This window comes from Dorea hominis (assembly GCF_014287705.1).
In the GTDB taxonomy this organism is placed as follows: domain Bacteria; phylum Bacillota; class Clostridia; order Lachnospirales; family Lachnospiraceae; genus Dorea_D; species Dorea_D hominis.
Genome location: NZ_JACOOY010000006.1, coordinates 165,862 through 184,974 on the forward strand (window position 1 = coordinate 165,862; position 19,113 = coordinate 184,974).

Annotated in this window: 17 protein-coding genes and 1 other annotated feature; of the genes, 15 read left to right on the forward strand and 2 right to left on the reverse strand. The window is 41.9% G+C overall.

All coding sequences use genetic code 11. The features are described from left to right. Nucleotides 1-70 precede the first annotated feature (70 nt). Nucleotides 71-916, reverse strand: coding sequence for an RluA family pseudouridine synthase (locus H8S07_RS06555; protein WP_186855706.1), 846 nt, complete (start codon nt 914-916; stop codon nt 71-73). A gap of 437 nt (nt 917-1,353) precedes the next feature. Continuing rightward, nucleotides 1,354-1,564 (forward strand) — a binding site (T-box leader). A 466-nt stretch (nt 1,565-2,030) separates the two neighbouring features. Between H8S07_RS06555 and proS the strand changes: the two genes are divergently transcribed. From proS to H8S07_RS06625, 14 genes are all read left to right on the forward strand, one after another. Beyond that, complete coding sequence (gene proS, locus H8S07_RS06560) at nt 2,031-3,470, forward strand: proline--tRNA ligase (protein ID WP_117537895.1); 1,440 nt, start codon at nt 2,031-2,033, stop codon at nt 3,468-3,470. A gap of 84 nt (nt 3,471-3,554) precedes the next feature. Further along, a complete protein-coding gene (locus H8S07_RS06565) occupies nt 3,555-4,325 on the forward strand; it encodes an REP-associated tyrosine transposase (protein WP_118288321.1) in 771 nt (256 codons plus the stop codon). Nucleotides 4,326-4,439: 114 nt separating this feature from the next. Further along, the gene (locus tag H8S07_RS06570; protein WP_117537894.1) at nt 4,440-5,768 is read left to right on the forward strand and encodes a CCA tRNA nucleotidyltransferase; all 1,329 of its coding nucleotides are present in this window, start codon (nt 4,440-4,442) and stop codon (nt 5,766-5,768) included. A 152-nt stretch (nt 5,769-5,920) separates the two neighbouring features. Continuing rightward, nucleotides 5,921-6,931 (forward strand): protein kinase family protein, encoded by a 1,011-nt coding sequence (locus H8S07_RS06575; protein ID WP_118288322.1) that lies wholly within the window; start codon nt 5,921-5,923, stop codon nt 6,929-6,931. Between the two features lie 195 nt (nt 6,932-7,126). Beyond that, nucleotides 7,127-7,402: an HU family DNA-binding protein gene (locus H8S07_RS06580; RefSeq protein ID WP_021860640.1), complete on the forward strand. Its 276-nt coding sequence runs from the start codon at nt 7,127-7,129 to the stop codon at nt 7,400-7,402. Between the two features lie 498 nt (nt 7,403-7,900). After that, complete coding sequence (locus tag H8S07_RS06585) at nt 7,901-8,140, forward strand: RNA-binding S4 domain-containing protein (protein WP_021860641.1); 240 nt, start codon at nt 7,901-7,903, stop codon at nt 8,138-8,140. A 232-nt stretch (nt 8,141-8,372) separates the two neighbouring features. Beyond that, nucleotides 8,373-8,660: a sporulation protein YabP gene (gene yabP, locus H8S07_RS06590; protein ID WP_021860642.1), complete on the forward strand. Its 288-nt coding sequence runs from the start codon at nt 8,373-8,375 to the stop codon at nt 8,658-8,660. Nucleotides 8,661-8,663: 3 nt separating this feature from the next. Then, nucleotides 8,664-8,987: a spore cortex biosynthesis protein YabQ gene (gene yabQ, locus H8S07_RS14925; RefSeq protein WP_117537893.1), complete on the forward strand. Its 324-nt coding sequence runs from the start codon at nt 8,664-8,666 to the stop codon at nt 8,985-8,987. Between the two features lie 92 nt (nt 8,988-9,079). Further along, complete coding sequence (locus tag H8S07_RS06600; protein WP_021860643.1) at nt 9,080-9,406, forward strand: FtsB family cell division protein; 327 nt, start codon at nt 9,080-9,082, stop codon at nt 9,404-9,406. 179 nt (nt 9,407-9,585) lie between these two features. Next, nucleotides 9,586-10,989 carry a SpoIIE family protein phosphatase gene (locus H8S07_RS06605; protein ID WP_117537892.1) on the forward strand — a complete coding sequence of 468 codons (1,404 nt, stop codon included), beginning with the start codon at nt 9,586-9,588 and terminating at the stop codon, nt 10,987-10,989. A 150-nt stretch (nt 10,990-11,139) separates the two neighbouring features. Continuing rightward, nucleotides 11,140-12,504, forward strand: a complete 1,365-nt coding sequence (tilS, locus tag H8S07_RS06610; protein WP_117537891.1) for a tRNA lysidine(34) synthetase TilS — start codon at nt 11,140-11,142, stop codon at nt 12,502-12,504. Beyond that, on the forward strand, nt 12,488-13,015 hold the full coding sequence (hpt, locus tag H8S07_RS06615; protein ID WP_117537890.1) for a hypoxanthine phosphoribosyltransferase: 528 nt from the start codon (nt 12,488-12,490) through the stop codon (nt 13,013-13,015). Before tilS ends, hpt begins: the two co-directional genes overlap by 17 nt. A 17-nt stretch (nt 13,016-13,032) precedes the next feature. Next, a complete protein-coding gene (gene ftsH, locus H8S07_RS06620; protein ID WP_117537889.1) occupies nt 13,033-14,883 on the forward strand; it encodes an ATP-dependent zinc metalloprotease FtsH in 1,851 nt (616 codons plus the stop codon). A gap of 35 nt (nt 14,884-14,918) precedes the next feature. Continuing rightward, a complete protein-coding gene (locus tag H8S07_RS06625; protein WP_186855708.1) occupies nt 14,919-16,979 on the forward strand; it encodes a glycoside hydrolase family 13 protein in 2,061 nt (686 codons plus the stop codon). Nucleotides 16,980-17,049: 70 nt separating this feature from the next. On the opposite strand, the gene map is transcribed toward H8S07_RS06625, so the two are convergent. Further along, entirely contained in the window at nt 17,050-17,859 is an 810-nt protein-coding gene (gene map, locus H8S07_RS06630; protein WP_021859870.1) for a type I methionyl aminopeptidase, read from the reverse strand. 173 nt (nt 17,860-18,032) lie between these two features. On the opposite strand from map, the gene H8S07_RS06635 reads away from it, so the two are divergent. Beyond that, nucleotides 18,033-19,109, forward strand: coding sequence for a 6-phosphofructokinase (locus H8S07_RS06635; RefSeq protein ID WP_186855709.1), 1,077 nt, complete (start codon nt 18,033-18,035; stop codon nt 19,107-19,109). The last annotated feature ends 4 nt before the right edge of the window (nt 19,110-19,113 follow it).

A 19,113-nucleotide genomic window follows, 5' to 3' on the forward strand; every position in this document is an offset into this window, starting at 1 on the left:
TGCGACTGCCCGTTTTGTTGCAGATGTCATAGTATTTAGAAGTATGCTCATATCGGGTTGGTCATCAAAATCAGGCTAGTAAAGAAAAATGCATTTTTTTATGTGTGACAGGATGTGTAAATTCAAGTTTATATGCACACAGACATAATGTCTGCCATCCTTTTTTTGCACGGCAGCCTGGATTGTATTTTGTGTCGCCGACGATCGGGCATCCGATAGCGGCGAGCTGGCAGCGGATCTGATGAAAGCGTCCGGTGTCCAGATGGATTTTGAGAAGTGTCTTCGTGGACTGCCCGTTGTCCACAGAGGTGCTGCTTGAAAAAATATCCTGGATGTCTGAAGTATGCTCATCCCCGGTGTTTACGGGATTTTTACTGAAAAAAATATCTTCGGAATTTGTGTTGATAGTATCTGGAGTGGAACGGGAAGTATCTGTGAAAAAATCTCGTAACTCATTATGGATTTCGTAGAAGAGGCGAGCTTTTTTTGCGCCTTTCTTTTTTGCATCACAGACAGACGCAGTGTTAGTCTGCAGATTTTTATACAAATAATTTTCCAGTGTTCCAGAAGTGTCAGACGGAATTCCGTTTGTCAGGGCAAGATAATATTTTCCAAAATCACCATTCTGAAGCTGGCGGTTTAAATCTTTTGCGGCAGCAGGTGTTTTGGCAAAGACAAGAATACCGCGGACTGGCTGGTCCAGTCTGTGTATTACTGCGAGATATGGCTCGCTTTTATCAGAAGATGTTTCATAAATGTGGCGTTTGATCAGATTTACCATATCAGGCGAACCAATACGGCGGCTCTGCGTTGCTGTGCCGTGCGGTTTTTCACATACGATAATATCGGAATCCTCGAATAAAATATTTAAAGTAGAATTATTTTTTCTGTAATTTTTTTGAATATGATTCTGCATGAATGATTTCCTCCTGTCAGAAATCTGGATTTCTTTTTTTATTTAAGCACAGAGCTATGGAATATGCAAATAAATTATAGCGGGATTGCCGGGAAATACAAATGCAGGAGGCTGACTTGAAAAAGTAAATTCCAGTGCGGAACTAAATTCCACTCATACTTTAAAAGTTGTGACTTTTATTGAATTTCTACATTGTAATTTGTTGTGCATATGCAAAATATAGAGTAGAGCCTTGATAGAATGATTTATTTTGTGTTAAGTGTTTTACATATGTGCATTTAGAGCTTGCAAGATTAAATTCTAATTATGCAGGAGTAAATTCCATCATGGAGATTAAGAGTGGAGTTTAAATTTTCAATTTAGGAGCGAAAAATAATCATGCTAGCTGCTTGACAAAAGAAAAACCATAGATTAAAATTATGAGCAATTCCATAAATAATATGGCGATGAAGAGAATTAGTACATGGTAGCGGGCAGCAGAGAGGACATCATAATGGTGAAAGATGTCTGGCAGGCGCACTGTGGAACCGGTCTTGGAGCCACTGTATGAAAATACAGCGTTTCCGTCAGCGTTAATGATGAATGAAGAGAACTGCAAAAGGGTTGCAGTTAACTAGGGTGGTACCGCCGAGCTTTTCGGTCCCTTTTTAGGGAGCTGAAAGGTCCGGCGTTTTTTATTATGGCGACGAGGAAAATGTACCATGCTTGCATGATCACATTTGACGATCGCTAATCAGCGGATAAAACTTGAAAAGCGTGTTTTATGCTATCGCTATCATTATTGTCCTGACCACCGGAGAAAATTGTCAGTGGCAGGTTCTGTAGATGTTTTATTAGGATGATGTTGAAATCGAAACCTTTCACCATGTTTTTCGCTTATAGGCTTACAACGTAGTGAGTACCAGGTGATTTTATTTATGAGCAGATTCGCAAACGATCTATGTTCCACATCAGGGCTTGCTAAATGAGTGTTATAGTCGTTCCGTAATGCGGCTGGTGCAAGACATGTGTCAAAGCATATTATATTTTTTTCTGGCACTGTAAAAATGTTGGATTTATATTTGTGGCTTTATAAAAGGAGCTCCCAGAATAAAGTAGAAAAGGAGAAAGAAAGATGGCAAAAGAAAAATTAGTAAAAAATATCACATCTCGTGACGAAGATTTCGCACAGTGGTACACAGACGTTGTACGTGAAGCAAATCTTTGTGATTATTCCAGCGTAAAAGGATGCATGAACTACTTACCGAATGGTTATGCGATCTGGGAACTGATCCAGTCAGATCTGGACAGACGTTTTAAAGAAACAGGTGTAGAGAATGTATACCTGCCGGTTCTGATTCCGGAAGAACTTCTTGAGAAAGAAGCAGATCACGTAGAAGGATTTGCACCGGAAGTTGCATGGGTAACACATGGTGGAATGGAGAGATTACAGGAAAGATTATGTATTCGTCCGACATCTGAGACATTATTCTGTGACCTGTGGGCAAAAACAGTAAAATCATACAGAGATCTTCCGAAGGTATGGAACCAGTGGAACTCCGTACTGCGCTGGGAGAAGACAACAAGACCGTTCTTACGTTCCAGAGAGTTTTTATGGCAGGAAGGCCATACACTTCATGCAACATACGAAGAAGCTGAAGAAAGAACAATTCAGATGTGGGAAGTTTATAAGGATTGCTATAAAGAGACAATGGCTATTCCATTCGTAGCAGGAAGAAAGGCAGAACACGAGAAATTCGCAGGAGCAGAAGACACATATACGATTGAAGCACTGATGCATGACGGAAAAGCACTTCAGTCTGCGACAAGTCATTTCTTCGGAAGCGGATTCCCGGATGCATTTGATATTAAATATGTAGATAAAAATAATGAATTACACAGTGCTTATGAGACATCATGGGGATGGTCTACAAGAAGTATCGGAGCACTTATTATGGTTCACGGTGATGACGACGGACTTGTATTACCACCGCATGTTGCACCGGTAGAATGTAGAGTCATTCCGATCGCACAGCACAAAGAAGGCGTTCTGGACAGATCATATGCACTGTTTGATGAGCTGAAAAAAGCAGGATACAGAGTGAAGATTGATGATTCCGACAAGAGCCCGGGATGGAAATTCTCTGAGCAGGAGATCCTCGGAATCCCGACACGTATCGAGATTGGACCAAAAGATATCGAGAAGAATCAGGTTGTAGTTGTACGTCGTGACAATCGTGAGAAGATCGTTGTATCTCTGGATGAGATTGCTGTAAAACTGCGTGAAATCCTTGAACAGGAACAGCAGGATATGTACAACCGCGCAGAAGAGTTCCTGAACAGCCACATCGATACAGCAACAACAATGGACGAAATGGTAGAGAAGTTCAAAGCAAATCGTGGATTTGTTAAAGCCTGCTGGTGCGGAGATCCAGAATGTGAAGGCGAAGTAAAATATCTGACAGGCGGAGCAGCAACCAGATGTCTGATTGAAGATGAAGAATTTATTTCCGACAAATGTATCTATTGTGGAAAACCTGCAAAACAGATGGCATATTGGGGAAAATCTTATTAAAATATAATTGGGGACGGGGATTTTCTAGAAAATCCCCGTCCCCAATTGAAAAAGACCTGTCCCTTTTTAGGAAAGGAGACAGGAATGCCTCGTAAATCAAGGAAGAAAAGTATATCAGATATTTATCATGTAACTAATCGAGGAGTCAATCATTTATCTATATTTGCACAAAACCGAGAAAAAGGACGAATGTTAAATTTGATTCGGGAGAATTGTGACAAATATCATGTGGGCATATATTCTTATTGCATCATGCCCAATCATTTTCACCTTTTAATAAAAGCAAGTTTATCAGATTTATCAGCATTTATGGCTGTTATATCATCAAAATATGCATCATATTATAATTATAAACATAAAAGATCAGGAGTTGTTTTTCAAAATCGTTTTCAAAGCCAGTGCATAGAAGATGCCAATTATTTTTGGAACTGTTTGCGCTATATTCATTTGAATCCCGTAAAGGCAAAATTATGTAAAGATCCAAGATCATATAAATATGGAAGCATGAATGAATTATGTAAAATAAGAAAAAAAGAGATCTTGGATGAAAATGTATATAAAAAAATCAAGGAATTTTTTGGAACAGCAGAGCAGTTCTGGGCATTTCATAATTTGCCGGATAGTAGTAACAAGCTATTATTTATTGATATAAAGGAAGAAGAATTTGATCAAATGAAAGAGATTGCTGTAGAGATATTAAAAAGTATGTCACAGCAATATAAAGAATCTATGAAGGAAATATTAGAATACTCAGCAATGAGAAACGAATTTGATCGAAAAATAAAAACGGCTCTTAATATTTCACAATGTATGGTGGAAAACATAAGAAAACAAGTGTTAGAAGAAATATATTAGATAATTAGGGACAGGTCTTTTTGAATTGGGGACGGGGATTTTCTGGAAAAACCCCGTCCCCAATTCAAAAATGTGGTATGATAAAATGGAATGTGGATAAGTGGAGGTAAAAATGTGGAATATTTAGAATTACAATTACCAGAGAATGTGCAGAAGATTATCACTACATTGCAGATGTATGGTTATGAAGCGTATGCAGTTGGTGGGTGTGTAAGAGATTCACTTTTAAATAGAACGCCGGGTGACTGGGACATCACAACATCTGCGATGCCCGGAGAGACAAAATCTTTATTTGATAAAACATTTGACACAGGGATTGAACACGGTACAGTGACGGTTGTATTTGGCAGAGAGGGATATGAAGTTACAACGTACCGGATTGACGGGGAATATACCGACAGCAGACATCCGAGGGAAGTGACGTTTACAAGAAGCCTGAAAGAGGATTTGCTGCGCAGAGATTTTACAATCAATGCAATGGCATACAATGATAAAGACGGACTGATTGATATTTTCGGAGGAAAAGAGGATCTGCAAAGGAAATGTATCCGGTGTGTGGGAAATGCCAAAGAACGTTTCAGCGAAGATGCACTCAGAATCTTGCGAGGTGTGCGTTTTGCTGCACAGCTGGGATTTGATATTTCAGAAGATACAAAAGAAGGTATGCGTGAGCTGGCACCAACACTTAGAAATATCAGTGCGGAACGGATACAGGTGGAGCTTGTGAAGATGCTCACTTCCGACCGACCGGAGTTACTTAAAATGGCATGGGAATTGAAAATTACACAGATATTTCTGCCAGAATTTGATCGTATGATGGAAACGATACAGGAGACACCGCACCATATGTATAACGTGGGTGAACATACACTGCATGCGATGAAAAATGTACGTGCAGATAAGATACTGCGTTTGACTATGCTTTTACACGACACAGGAAAACCAGCTCTAAAAACGATGGATGCAAATGGAGTTGCACATTTTAAAAAACATGCGGCAGAGAGTGAGAAAATTGCCGGACGTGTATTAAAGCGCCTGAAATTCGATAATGATACATTGCGTAAAGTGACAAAACTTGTAAAATATCACGATTACCGCATGGAAGCAACGGAAAAAAATGTGCGGCGCGCGATGAATATTATAGGTGAAGAATTATTTCCATATTATATGGAAGTAAGGCGTGCGGATGTACTTGCGCAGAGCCTGTACAAAAGAGAAGAAAAAATACAGAATCTGGACGAAATAGAAGAGTTATACCGGAAAATTGTCGCACTTGGGCAGTGTGTATCTTTGAAAACACTGGCAGTAAACGGAAGTGATTTGATTGCAGCAGGAATGAAGCCGGGTAAAAAAATCGGAGAAAAATTAGAAGAATTGCTGGAACTTGTAATTGACGATCCGGATATGAATACAAAAGAAAAGTTATTCCAATATTTGGGATAACTAAGTGTATAAATGTGTGAATAAGTAAGTGGATAAAGTAACCAAAAGGGGACGGGGATTTTCTAGAAAATCCCCGTCCCCTTTTGGTATATTCACGCCTGCTTTTACATACATTTAGAAAGAATATGATATGTAAAGTGCAGGGGATAGATATGCAGGAGTTAGAACAAAATGTGTTAGAACAATATAATATGGAGATAAGCAGCACCCGCAAGATCAGGGGTGCTGTTTTATGCGATACAAATCGGGGATGGTTTCTGCTTAAAGAAGTGTCGCTGACCGCAAACCGGATTCCTGCACTCTGTGAATTATATGAATATCTGAGAACTGAAGGATACACTCATTTGGATCATATAGAAATGAACAGGGAAGGCGGGCATATTACAGAAATGGAAAATGGGGAGAAATATATATTGAAGCGCTGGTGTGATGGAAAAGAATGCGAAATACGCCGATCAGAAGAACTGGTGGAGGCGTCGGCAGAGCTTGCAAAGCTTCATCTCCTTCTTCAGCATCCCATGGAAAATAAATGCGGACAGGCGGAACATCTGGTGAAAATATATGAAAAGCATGACAGAGAACTGAAAAAAGTGCGCCGTTTTATCAGAAAGGTGCCTTTGAAAGGAGAGTTTGAATGTGCATTCCTGAAAGCTTTCGACAGTATGTATGAATGGGCGCAGGCGGCAACGGAAAGGCTTGGCAATTCAGACTATGAGAAACTTAGAAATGACTGCTTTCTCACGGGCAAGATGATTCATGGGGAATACAATTATCATAATATACTGATGTGCCGGGATATGCGCAGCAGCAAGGTCGCTGCGATCACTAATTTCGAAAAGTTTCATCAGGATGTGCAGGTGGAAGATCTGTATTATTTTCTCAGAAAAACAATGGAGAAAAATGGATGGAAAGAACGTTTTGCAGATGCAGTGTTAAATGCGTATTCAGCGATCCGTCCAATTAGTTCGGATGAAATGGATTATCTGCGCATCCGGCTTATGTATCCGGAAAAATTCTGGAAAGTTGCGAGTGTGTACTATCATTCAAATAAGGCGTGGATGTCTGTAAAAAATGTCGAGAAATTGCAGACGGCAGTGATGCAGATGAAACAGAAAAAGAAGTTTTTAAAAGCTGTTTTTAATGAACCAGTACAGGGGCTTTAAAAGAGACTTTCAGAAAACTGCAAAAAAGTGTGAAAATGCCGGAAAATGGGCATTTTCTGGATGAAATTCCTTGACAAACAATAAGAAAACAGGTATAACAGTAACTAAAGGCGGTTGGCGCGGGGACGTGAAAACCGATGACAGAATAGAATAAATAAGGGATTCTATAGTTAAACAAGAGGAGGAAAATTATCCATGAACAAAACAGAATTAGTAGCAGCAATCGCTGACGCAGCAGAATTATCTAAAAAAGATTCCGAGAAAGCTTTAAAAGCATTTGTTGATGTTGTTACAGAAGAGCTGAAAAAAGAGCATAAAATCCAGTTAGTTGGTTTTGGTACATTTGAAGTAAGCAAGAGAGCTGCAAGAGAGGGTAGAAATCCTCAGACAGGTAAGACAATGAAGATTGAGGCTTGCAAAGCTCCAAAATTCAAAGCTGGTAAGGCTTTAAAAGATGCTGTTAATGCATAATCAGTAATAGTAGTGGATTATAACGGAGTGTCTTGCGCTGTGGCGTCAGGCACTCCTTTTGTTGTTAGGGCAAAGTCCTGTTTTACATTGTGGAGTTTTTCGTTGATCCGAAAAACGGAACTTTGGAAAACAAATAAACCACCGGCTAAGCCGGTGGTCGTGATTTATGGCGATGAGGAAATGCAGGCTGCCTATAAAACAACACCTTTCAGACTATCTACAGGTTGGGTGAAAGCACTTTAACATTATGAAGAAAACCTTCAATAATGTAATGAAATATTCGTCAATTGTATTATTAATTAAAAGAGATTGTACAAGAAGAACAATAATAATTTATCACATACAAAATGAAATTACAGATATCATATTTTTTTCAGCTAAATATAGAAAAAAGTGGTGTGCAGAAATCTTAAACAAAATAGATAAGTTGCAGGCAGCAGAGTGTGAAGGTATATAGAAAATTTATTTCCTGAGAAAAATTTCGAGGAGAAGAAAAACATGAGATTAGACAAATTTTTAAAAGTATCCCGCCTGATCAAGCGCAGAACCGTGGCGAATGAAGCATGTGATGCGGGACGTGTGCTTGTCAACGGGAATGTTGCGAAAGCATCCGTGAAAGTTAAAGTCGGAGATATTATCGAGATCCAGTTCGGTACGAAGACAGTTAAAGTCGAAGTCCTGGCAATTCAGGAGACAACGAAGAAAGAAGAAGCAAAAGAATTGTTTAAATATTTATAAAATGTCATATTTTATCCTGATCTTTCATAAAATTATTTTAGTCGGAGGAGACGCTTGCTTCTATGAATAAATGGCGGGCAATAAATATGGCCTGGAGGAAATGCCAATTTCGGTTAAGATAAATGCTCCGCAGGAATGTGCAGCAATTTTCTTAGGTGAATGTTAGCAGTGTTTATCAGAAGCGTATGCAACTCCTGCGTGTCCGGCTCGATTAAGAAAGGTTGGGATACAGATGGAAGAAAGAACAACGGTATCGAAAAATCATAAACTGGTTGTAAATAACCGGAAGACAAGTCTGGTGACAGGTGTGCTGGATGTGTTGTCTTTTGATCTGAATGAAGTGTTTCTGGAGACGGAACAGGGAATGCTTATGGTCAAGGGGAGCGATCTGCATGTGAACCGGCTGAATCTGGAAAAAGGCGAGGTGGATCTGTCCGGGACGATAGACAGCATCGCTTATTCGGATGTACAGTCGGCGGTCAGCAGAGGCGAGAATATTTTTGCAAAATTGTTCCGGTAACGCATGCCACAGATTCGGGAAGAAGTCGTGATTTTTCTTGCTGCACTGCTTACTGGGATGATCGTGCGGTTGGTTTATATCGGACTGAATGTGTTCCGTCAAATTGTCAGACATAATCTTCGCATTATGGAGAGTGAAGACCTGATTTTCTGGATTGGATCTGCATTTTATATCTTTGTGCAGAATTACCACACAAATAATGGTAGTATGAGATGGTATTGCATACTAGGTGTGGTAGGAGGCGCGATTCTTATATCAATCCTGTATACTCATCTAAAAAAAGTGCAAAAAAAAATCTACACACGCAAGAAAAATAAATGCCCTTAAAAACTTGCGAAATGTCCGAAAAACATTTATCATATATAAGTAATTAAGGGAAAAGCCTGGGTGGGACCGGGCAAAAGGGTGAGTATATAATTATGAATGCAAAGAGACAAAAGAGACGCGTGAGCTTTGGGCAGAGAAGGCGTGTCAGAACACACAAGAGAAGCATGATTGCAATTGGAACTGTGCTGGTGCTGATGATCATTACACTGACCGTAAGTGGAATGTCACTTAAGGCAAAGGAACAGCAGAGTATTGCAAGAGAAACAAAGTTAGAAGAACAGATCAAACAGGAGAAAGCACGGACTGCACAGATCGAAGATATGGAGAAGTATGCAGATACTGATGCATATGTAGAAGAGATTGCACGTGAGAAGTTACATCTCGTACATAAGAATGAGATCATATTTAAAGCAAAATAAAAGATACAGATGATAAGCTTTGGGAGAATTCCCAAAGCTTTTTCAGTTATGGCGACGAGGCAAATGCGCCATGCTTGCATGGTAGCATTTACCGACCGCTAATCAGCGAATAAAACTTGCAGCGCGTGTTTTATCGCTGATTTATTGCTGGCATTACAATTATAAAAGGGGAGATAAGGGTGGAAGAATTAAAAGAAAAAGGAGCATTTTCCAATCCGTATGTGATGCAGATGGACAAATTTGCAGATTCGCTGGTTCATTTATCCAGAACATTCTTTACACTGGAAGGGTATAAGGGAACATTTTCAAGAGAGGAACTGGAAACAATGTTTTCCAGAGTGACGGAGCAGGTATGCGAAAATTGTGAGAACCGGGAAGAATGTCTGGGCGAGAAAAAGATCCAGACATATCAGCGTATGTACGACATCCTGTGTGCAGTGGAGAAATACGGTGCGGAAATCAATATTGAATTAAAAAGAAAACTTCAGAAACAGTGCGTGATGGCACCTCGTTTTCTGCGGGAGACATTGGAAGCATTTGAAAATGCAAAACAGCAGCTCATATGGAACAATCGGATGGTGCAGAACCGGGAAGGCTATGCAGGACAGCTGCAGAGCTTTGCGAAAATGATCCAGTATACGACAAGAGAACTGGAGGCAAGTATTTTTGAGGATCGGCATCTGGAAAAGAAATTAAAAAATTACTTGAAAAAACAGAACATTAAAATGATGTCGGCAGTATTCTATATTACCCCGCAGGGAAAATATGAAGTACATTTAAGTGTAAAAGCGCCGAAGGGGCAGTGTATTGCGACAAAAGAGCTTGCACACGAAGTGGGGAAATGTCTGGGACACCCGATGATTCCGGGGCAGAATGAGCGCCCGATTCTCGGAAATGAATATGCGTCCATCGCCTGTGTGGAAGGGGCAAAATACCAGACGATACAGGGAGTTGCCAGAATCGGCAAAGAAGGCGAGAGTATTTCAGGAGATACATTTTTGATGACAGATCTTCCGGGTGGTAAGAAAGGTATTGCCCTGTCAGATGGCATGGGTTCCGGGGAAGAAGCATTCCGGGACAGTACAATGGTTGTGGAAATGTTGGAAGAACTTCTGGAGGCAGGATTCCCGGTCAATACAGCAATCCAGATGATGAACACGGCGCTTGTAATCGGAAGAGAAGAGGTGCGTTTTTCCACGGTGGATGTCAGTTTGTTTGATCTGTATGATGGAACATGCGAAATTGTAAAAGCAGGCGCGTCAACGACATTTATCAAGAGAAAGAACAAAGTGGAAATGATTCGCTCTACATCCCTGCCAATCGGAGTCCTTGCGGATATTGAAACAGATCAGGAAAAACTGGAACTGGAATCCGGCGATATGGTGATTATGGTGACGGATGGAGTACTGGATATGCTGACGGTAGGCGAGCAGGACACAATTATGTGTACGCTGATCGAACAGTCTTCGCTTGTAAATCCAAAAGAATTTGCCAATTATCTTCTTGGACAGGCGCTGGAATGGGGACAGTCACTTCCGGGGGACGATATGACGATCATTGTGACAGGCATCTGGAAACTGTAAGAGGGAAAAAACGGTGCAGCCCTTGTAAAACTTGCAATTTTCAGCAAAATTATATATATTAAAAATGATATCATAAAACAATTTTTAGATATCATGGATGGAGAATTTGCTCCGAATTTAAAATAGCAGGAAAACAAAGGATATAAGAAAATGTATCAGAAAGTAAAAGCATATGTGAAGAAATGGCATATGCTTCAAAAAGAAGACAGTGTTATTGCAGGTATATCGGGAGGCGCCGATTCGGTATGCCTTCTTTTCATGCTGCTAAAGCTGCAAAAGGAACTGGGATTTGCCCTAATGGCAGTGCACGTAAATCATGGCATCCGCGGTGCAGAAGCAGAACGCGATGAAGCTTATGTGAAGCGGCTGTGCAGACAATGGAATGTCCGGCTGAAAGTGTACCGGGAAAATGTGCCGGCATATGCGAAGGAACATGGTATGACCGAAGAAGAGGCTGGAAGAGATATACGGCGTACTTGTTTCTGTAAAGTATTAAAAGAGTGGGGTGGAACGAAGATCGCCCTGGCGCATCATGAAAATGACAATGTGGAGACACTGCTCTGGAATCTGTGCAGGGGTACCGGTATCCGGGGTTTGGGAGGAATCGCGCCGGTAAATGATGTGTGGATAAGACCACTGCTCTGCGTAAAAAGGCGGGAGATTGAATCATATCTGAAAAAGCGGGGAATATCTTATTGTACAGACACGACAAATGCAGACCGCAGGTACATGAGAAACCGTATCCGGATGGACGTTATCCCGTATTTGGAAGACTGCGTGAATACGGAGAGTGTTTCGCACATGGGAAAGACGATGGAGCGGATGTATGAACTGGAGCAATATATATTAGAAGAAGTCGGGAAGTATAAAGAGAGCTGTACAGGCTGGAAGAATGGTAGACGGATCATTCGCCAGACAGAATATACAAAGATCCCGAAGGCACTCCGGGATAATGTCTTACATGAGATTTTATGTGAGACAGCAGGCAGACGCAAAGACATTGAAGAAGTGCATATACAGATGCTGCGGGATTTATTTACAAAACAGGTCGGCAAAAGGATCGATCTGCCTTACGGGGTGACAGCAATCCGCACATATGAAGGTGTCCGGTTTGAAAAAAATATACCTGAAGCGTCTTATGCCGGAGACGAAAATGAATTATTTTCCATTCGTGTATTTGACAGAGAGCCTGGAAATGTAACATTTCCAGAAAAAATATACACGAAATGGTTTGACTATGATATAATTAAAAATACTGTAAAAATAAGACATCGAATAGCTGGCGACTCCATTGTGATCAACAGATACGGAGGCAGGAAAAAGCTGAAACAGTACTTCACAGACCAGAAGGTTCCGCAGGAAGACAGAGATAAGATCTGGATCGCAGCGGACGGAGATGAAGTGCTGTGGATCGTCGGTTACAGGCAGAGCCAGAAATACCAGATTACAGAGAAGACAACGAAGATATTAGAAATACAATATTACGGAGGAGAAGAAAATGGCAGAGACAATTAAAGTTATGATTTCTGAAGAAGATGTAGAGAAGAGAATCCAGGAACTGGGAAAACAGATCAGTGAAGCATATGCAGGAAAACAGGTGCATCTGATCTGCGTGCTGAAGGGCGGAGTGTTCTTCATGTGTGAACTTGCAAAGAGAATTACGGTTCCGGTTTCCATGGATTTTATGAGCGTAAGTAGTTACGGAGACGGAACATCCTCAAGTGGTGTTGTTAAGATCGCAAAAGACCTGGATGAGCCTCTGGAAGGAAAAGACGTTCTGGTTGTAGAAGATATCATTGATTCCGGACGTACCTTATATTATCTGCTTGAGATCTTAAAGAAGAGAAATCCAAACAGCATGAAGCTGTGTACGCTTCTGGATAAACCGGACAGACGTGTGCGCGATGTAAAAGTAGATTATGTCGGTTTTGAGATCCCGGATGAATTTGTGGTTGGATACGGTCTGGATTATGCACAGAAATACAGAAATCTTCCATATGTTGGTGTAGTAGAAGGCGTAGAATAAAAAAGGAGGATGAGCCGGTGACAGATAATAAAAAGAACAGAGGACTGAGTGGAATTACTCTGTTCCTGTTTGTACTTATTGTACTTGGCGCACTTTGGTTTACAAATACACTGGATAGCAAGGAGAGTCAGTTGAGCCGACAGAAATTTGAAAAACTGATTACCAGTGAAAAAGTAGACAGTGTGACGATAACACAGAATAAAAACGTTCCGACCGGAAGCGTGGAAGTGCAGTTAAAGAACAAGAAAAACGGAGAAAATGAGAAGAACTACTTATATGTATCTGATGTAAATGAGATCCAGAAATATCTGGACAAAGCAAAGATTGATTATGAGATGTCGGATGTTCCGAGAGATAACTGGTTTGCAACAACGATTTTCCCGGTATTGCTTACGATGGCTGGATTTTTCCTGATTTTTATGATGATGAACCGTCAGGGTGGCGGTGCAAATTCCAAAGCGATGAGTTTTGGAAAAAGTCGTGCAAGACTCAGCACAGAGCAGGATAAGAAAATTACGTTTGCACAGGTGGCAGGATTACAGGAGGAAAAAGAAGATCTGGAAGAGATTGTTGATTTCTTAAAATCCCCGAAGAAATATATCCAGGTTGGCGCAAGAATCCCGAAAGGTGTACTTCTTGTGGGACCTCCGGGAACCGGTAAGACTCTGCTTGCCAAGGCAGTCGCCGGAGAAGCAAAAGTACCATTTTTCACAATTTCCGGTTCAGATTTTGTGGAAATGTTTGTCGGCGTAGGAGCATCCCGTGTGCGTGATCTTTTTGAAGAAGCTAAGAAGAACGCACCGTGTATTATTTTCATTGATGAGATCGATGCCGTGGCAAGAAGCCGTGGAACCGGTATGGGCGGCGGACATGACGAGAGAGAACAGACATTGAACCAGTTACTGGTAGAGATGGATGGATTTGGCGTAAATGAAGGAATTATCGTAATGGCTGCGACAAACCGTGTAGATATTCTGGACCGTGCGATCTTACGTCCGGGACGATTTGACCGTAAAGTTATGGTTGGAAGACCGGATGTAAAGGGACGTGAGGAGATCCTGAAAGTCCATGCCAAAGGCAAACCGCTCAGTGAAGAGATTGATCTGAAACAGATTGCGCAGACAACAGCGGGATTTACAGGAGCAGACCTGGAGAATCTTCTGAACGAAGCGGCAATCCTTGCGGCGAAAGACGAGAGAATTTACCTGAAACAGGATGACATTAAGAGAGCATTTGTCAAAGTCGGAATTGGTGCGGAGAAGAAGAGCCATATCATTTCCGAAAAAGAGAAGAAGATTACAGCTTATCATGAGGCGGGACATGCGATCCTGTTCCATGTACTGCCGGATGTCGGACCGGTTTACAGCGTGTCTATCATCCCGACCGGAGGAGCCGGCGGTTATACAATGCCGCTTCCGGAACGTGATGAGATGTATAATACAAAGGGCAAGATGCTGCAGGATATTACGGTATCGCTTGGCGGACGTGTAGCAGAAGAAGAGGTGTTTGACGACATTACAACCGGAGCTTCGCAGGATATCAAACAGGCAACGGGTCTGGCAAAATCCATGGTTGTAAAGTTTGGTATGTCTGATGAGATCGGACTGGTAAGTTATGATAATGAAAACGATGAAGTATTTATCGGACGCGACCTGGCACACACATCCAGAGGTTATGGCGAGAGTGTTGCAACTGTGATTGATAAGGAAGTAAAGCGTATCATTGATGAATGCTATGCCAGAGCAAAACAGATCATTGAGGAGCATGAGGATGTACTTCATGCATGTGCAGAGCTTCTTCTGGAAAAGGAGAAAATCTCAAGGGAAGAGTTTGAAGCATTATTTCACGATGAACCAGTGGAAGCGTAGCAATCGGAACCGGCAGAAGGAAAGGACGACAGAACATGAATAAGCAGGCTTTATTTTGTGACGGAACAGCGAGGTATGTGTGCCCGTTGGAACCGGAAGTGGGGGAAACAGTTACACTTAAGTTCCGGGCGGCAAAAGAAGATAATATACAGATAAGGCTGGCGATCAATAACGAATTATATACGATGGAAAGTGAACGCACCTATGGTGCGTTCACTTATTACCGGGCAGAATGGAAACTGAAAGATGGGATGACTTCCTATTATTTTGAGATTCAGGATGGTGAGGAAGTCTGGTATTACAATCGAAGCGGGCTCACGGATGGGCGGATTCCATATTATGATTTTCGTCTGGCTCCGGGATTTTCCACGCCGGATTGGGCAAAAGGCGCAGTTATTTATCAGATTTATACGGATCGTTTTTATAACGGCGATCCGGAAAATGATGTGGAGACAAGAGAGTATTTCTATATTGGCGATTACAGCAGCAAAGTAACGGACTGGAACAAATATCCGGCGGCGATGGGAGTCCGGGAATTTTACGGTGGTGATCTGCAGGGAGTGATTGACAAACTGGACTATTTACAGGATCTGGGAGTGGAAGTACTGTATTTCAACCCACTTTTTGTCTCTCCTTCGAATCATAAATACGACATCCAGGATTATGATTATATTGATCCGCATTTTGGAAAAATCGTTGAAGATGGCGGCGAACTGCTTTCGCCCGGCGAGAAATCGAATAAAAAAGCAACGAAATATCAGAAACGTACGACTTCCTTTGCAAATCTGGAAGCAAGCAACGAATTATTTATAAAACTGGTAGAAGAGCTGCATCGCCGCGGTATGAAGATTATTCTGGACGGTGTCTTCAATCACTGTGGATCATTTAATAAATGGATGGATCGGGAGTGCATTTACGAGAGGAAGAAAGGCTATGCTCCGGGAGCATATATTTCCAGAGAAAGTCCGTATCATGATTATTTCCGGTTCTTCTCAGATGAGGAAAAAGACTGGCCATATAATGGAAAATACGATGGCTGGTGGGGGCATGATACTTTGCCAAAATTAAATTATGAGGAATCGGTGAAACTTGAGAACTATATTTTAAATATGGGACGCAAATGGGTGTCGCCGCCGTACAATGTGGATGGCTGGAGACTGGATGTAGCAGCGGATCTCGGACGAAGCAACGAGTACAATCATCAATTCTGGAAGAAATTCCGTGAAGTGGTAAAAAATGCGAATCCAGATGCGATTATTCTGGCAGAGCATTACGGAGATCCGAGAGAATGGCTCGGAGGCGATGAATGGGATACCGTTATGAATTATGATGCATTTATGGAGCCAATCACCTGGTTCCTGACCGGAATGGAAAAGCACAGTGATGAGATGCGTGAAGAGCTCCGCGGAAATGCAGATAACTTTACTAGAGCGATGACGTATCATATGGCAAATATGATGGTGCCATCCCTTCTGACATCCATGAATGAATTGTCCAATCACGATCATTCGAGATTTTTAACGCGTACGAATCATATGGTTGGCCGTGTTGCCGAACTGGGACCGGAAGCGGCGAATGAATTTGTTAATCCGGCTGTAATGCGCGAAGCGGTTGCCTTCCAGATGACGTGGATCGGGGCGCCAACGGTATACTATGGCGACGAGGCTGGTGTCTGTGGATTTACAGATCCGGATAACCGACGAACCTATCCGTGGGGACATGAAGATCAGCAGATGCTGGGATTCCATAAAGAAATGATCCGCATACACAAAGAGCATGAAGCGCTGCGGACAGGAGCTGTAGTTATGCTGCACTGTGAGAAAAATATACTGGCTTACGGCAGATTTACAGAAGAAGAGCAGATTATTGTGATTCTGAATAACCGGAGCGAACTTGCAGAAGTAACGGTTCCGGTATGGCAGGCGGAAGTGCCGATGAAGACAAATATGAGACGGCTGATGTATTCTTACAAGGATGGATATACAACGGAATATGAGAAATATCTTATCAGGGACGGCGAACTGGTGGTGAATATGGGAGCGTATTCGGCGTTAGTTGTCGAAACGATAGACGAAATGGGGACGGGGATTTTCTAGAAAATCCCCGTCCCCATTTCAAGTAGTTATCCACAGGCTGATTTCAGCGTTTTCCCGATGAAAATGTGGATTACTTTGTCAATACTTCAGCCCCATCTTCTGTGATGAGCACCATATATTCAATTTGGGCAGATAGACCGTCGTCAATGGTAAAAACTGTCCAGCCATTATCTTCGTCTACGAAGAAATCCGGGCTACCTTCGTTGATCATCGGCTCGATTGTAAACATCATACCTGGGACGAGAACCATCTCGCTTCCCTTTGGTGCGACATAGCATACGAAAGGATCTTCGTGGAATTCCAGACCGATTCCGTGTCCACCGATTTCTTCTACGACAGAGTAACCATTCTTCTGTGCATGACGGTTGATCGCAAAAGCGATATCGCCCAAATGTCCCCATGGTTTTGCTTCTTTTAATCCGAGTTCTACACATTCTTTTGTGACACGGACGATCTTTTCTGCTTCCGGGGACACATTTCCAATCGTAAACATACGGGATGCATCAGAAAAATAACCATCTAATATAGTAGAAACATCTACATTGATAATATCGCCTTCTTCCAGAATCTCATTTTCATCCGGGATACCATGGCAGATGACATTGTTGATAGAAGTGCATACACTCTTCGGGAACCCTTCGTAATTTAACGGAGCCGGAATGCCGCCATGTTCGGTTGTAAAATCATAAACCAGCTTATCGATCTCAGCAGTGCTCATGCCTGCATGGATGTGCGCGGCAACGTGGTCTAACACGGCTGTATTAAGATCTGCACTTTTTCGGATCGCAGCAATCTGCTCCGGTGTTTTTAAAAGAGAACGATCCGGTACAATCTGTCCCTTTGCTGCGAGGGACCATAATTTCACATCTAATTTATCCACATTAAATACCTGCTTTCTGTAAAATATTTAGAACTGTATTTTATTATAGCACCTTTTTGGTAATTTGGTATCCTCCATTGCGTAGATGATAAAAATCATGTATAATTTTAAAATGATTGGTTATTTTGCAAATATATACTTTACAAAAGTGTAATTGTGAAAGGATGATGAATATGTTTAGATTAGGTATGCTTACCAGTGGTGGAGATTGTCAGGCGTTAAATGCAGCAATGCGCGGCGTTGTAAAGACACTCTGCGAGAAACGTGATGATGTAGAGATTTATGGATTTCAAGATGGATATAAAGGTTTGATCTATTCAAATTTTAAGATGCTGACAGCAAAGGACTTTTCCGGAATCCTGACAATGGGTGGAACGATCCTGGGAACATCCCGCCAGCCATTCAAATTAATGCGTGTTCCGGATGAGAATGGGCTAGACAAGGTGGAGGCTATGAAACACACGTATCATAAGCTGAACTTGGACTGTCTTGTGATCTTAGGTGGCAATGGCACACATAAGTCTGCAAATATGCTGAGAGAAGAAGGGCTGAATGTAGTCACACTCCCAAAGACGATCGACAATGATCTCTGGGGAACGGATATGACATTTGGTTTCCAGAGTGCGGTAGACATTGCGACGGATACGATCGACCGGATCCATACGACTGCAACATCCCACAGCCGTGTATTTATCGTGGAAGTTATGGGACACAAGGTTGGCTGGGTGACACTTCATGCGGGTATTGCAGGAGGAGCGGATATTATTCTGCTTCCGGAGATCCCTTATGATATTGATGTGATCGCAGAAGCAATCAATAAGAGAGGAAAAGCCGGAAAACATTTCACGATCATTGCGGTTGCAGAAGGTGCGATTTCCAAAGAAGATGCGAAACTTTCCAAGAAGGACCTGAAAGCAAAAAAAGCAAAAGAAAAGTATCCGTCTGTTGCGTACGAACTGGCAGAGAAAGTGCAGAAGAAGACGGATCAGGAAGTCCGTATTACAGTGCCAGGACATACACAGCGAGGAGGTTCTCCGTGCGCATATGACCGTGTGCTTGCAACAAGACTCGGTGCGGCGGCAGCAGAGGCAATTCTGGACAGCGATTTCGGCAATATGCTCGGAGTTAAAAATAACAAGATTGTCCGTATCCCACTGGAAGAGGTGGCTGGTAAATTAAAATACGTGGATCCAGAATCTGAGATCGTGCATGAAGCAAAACTTGCCGGTATCAGTTTTGGTGATGAATAGATAA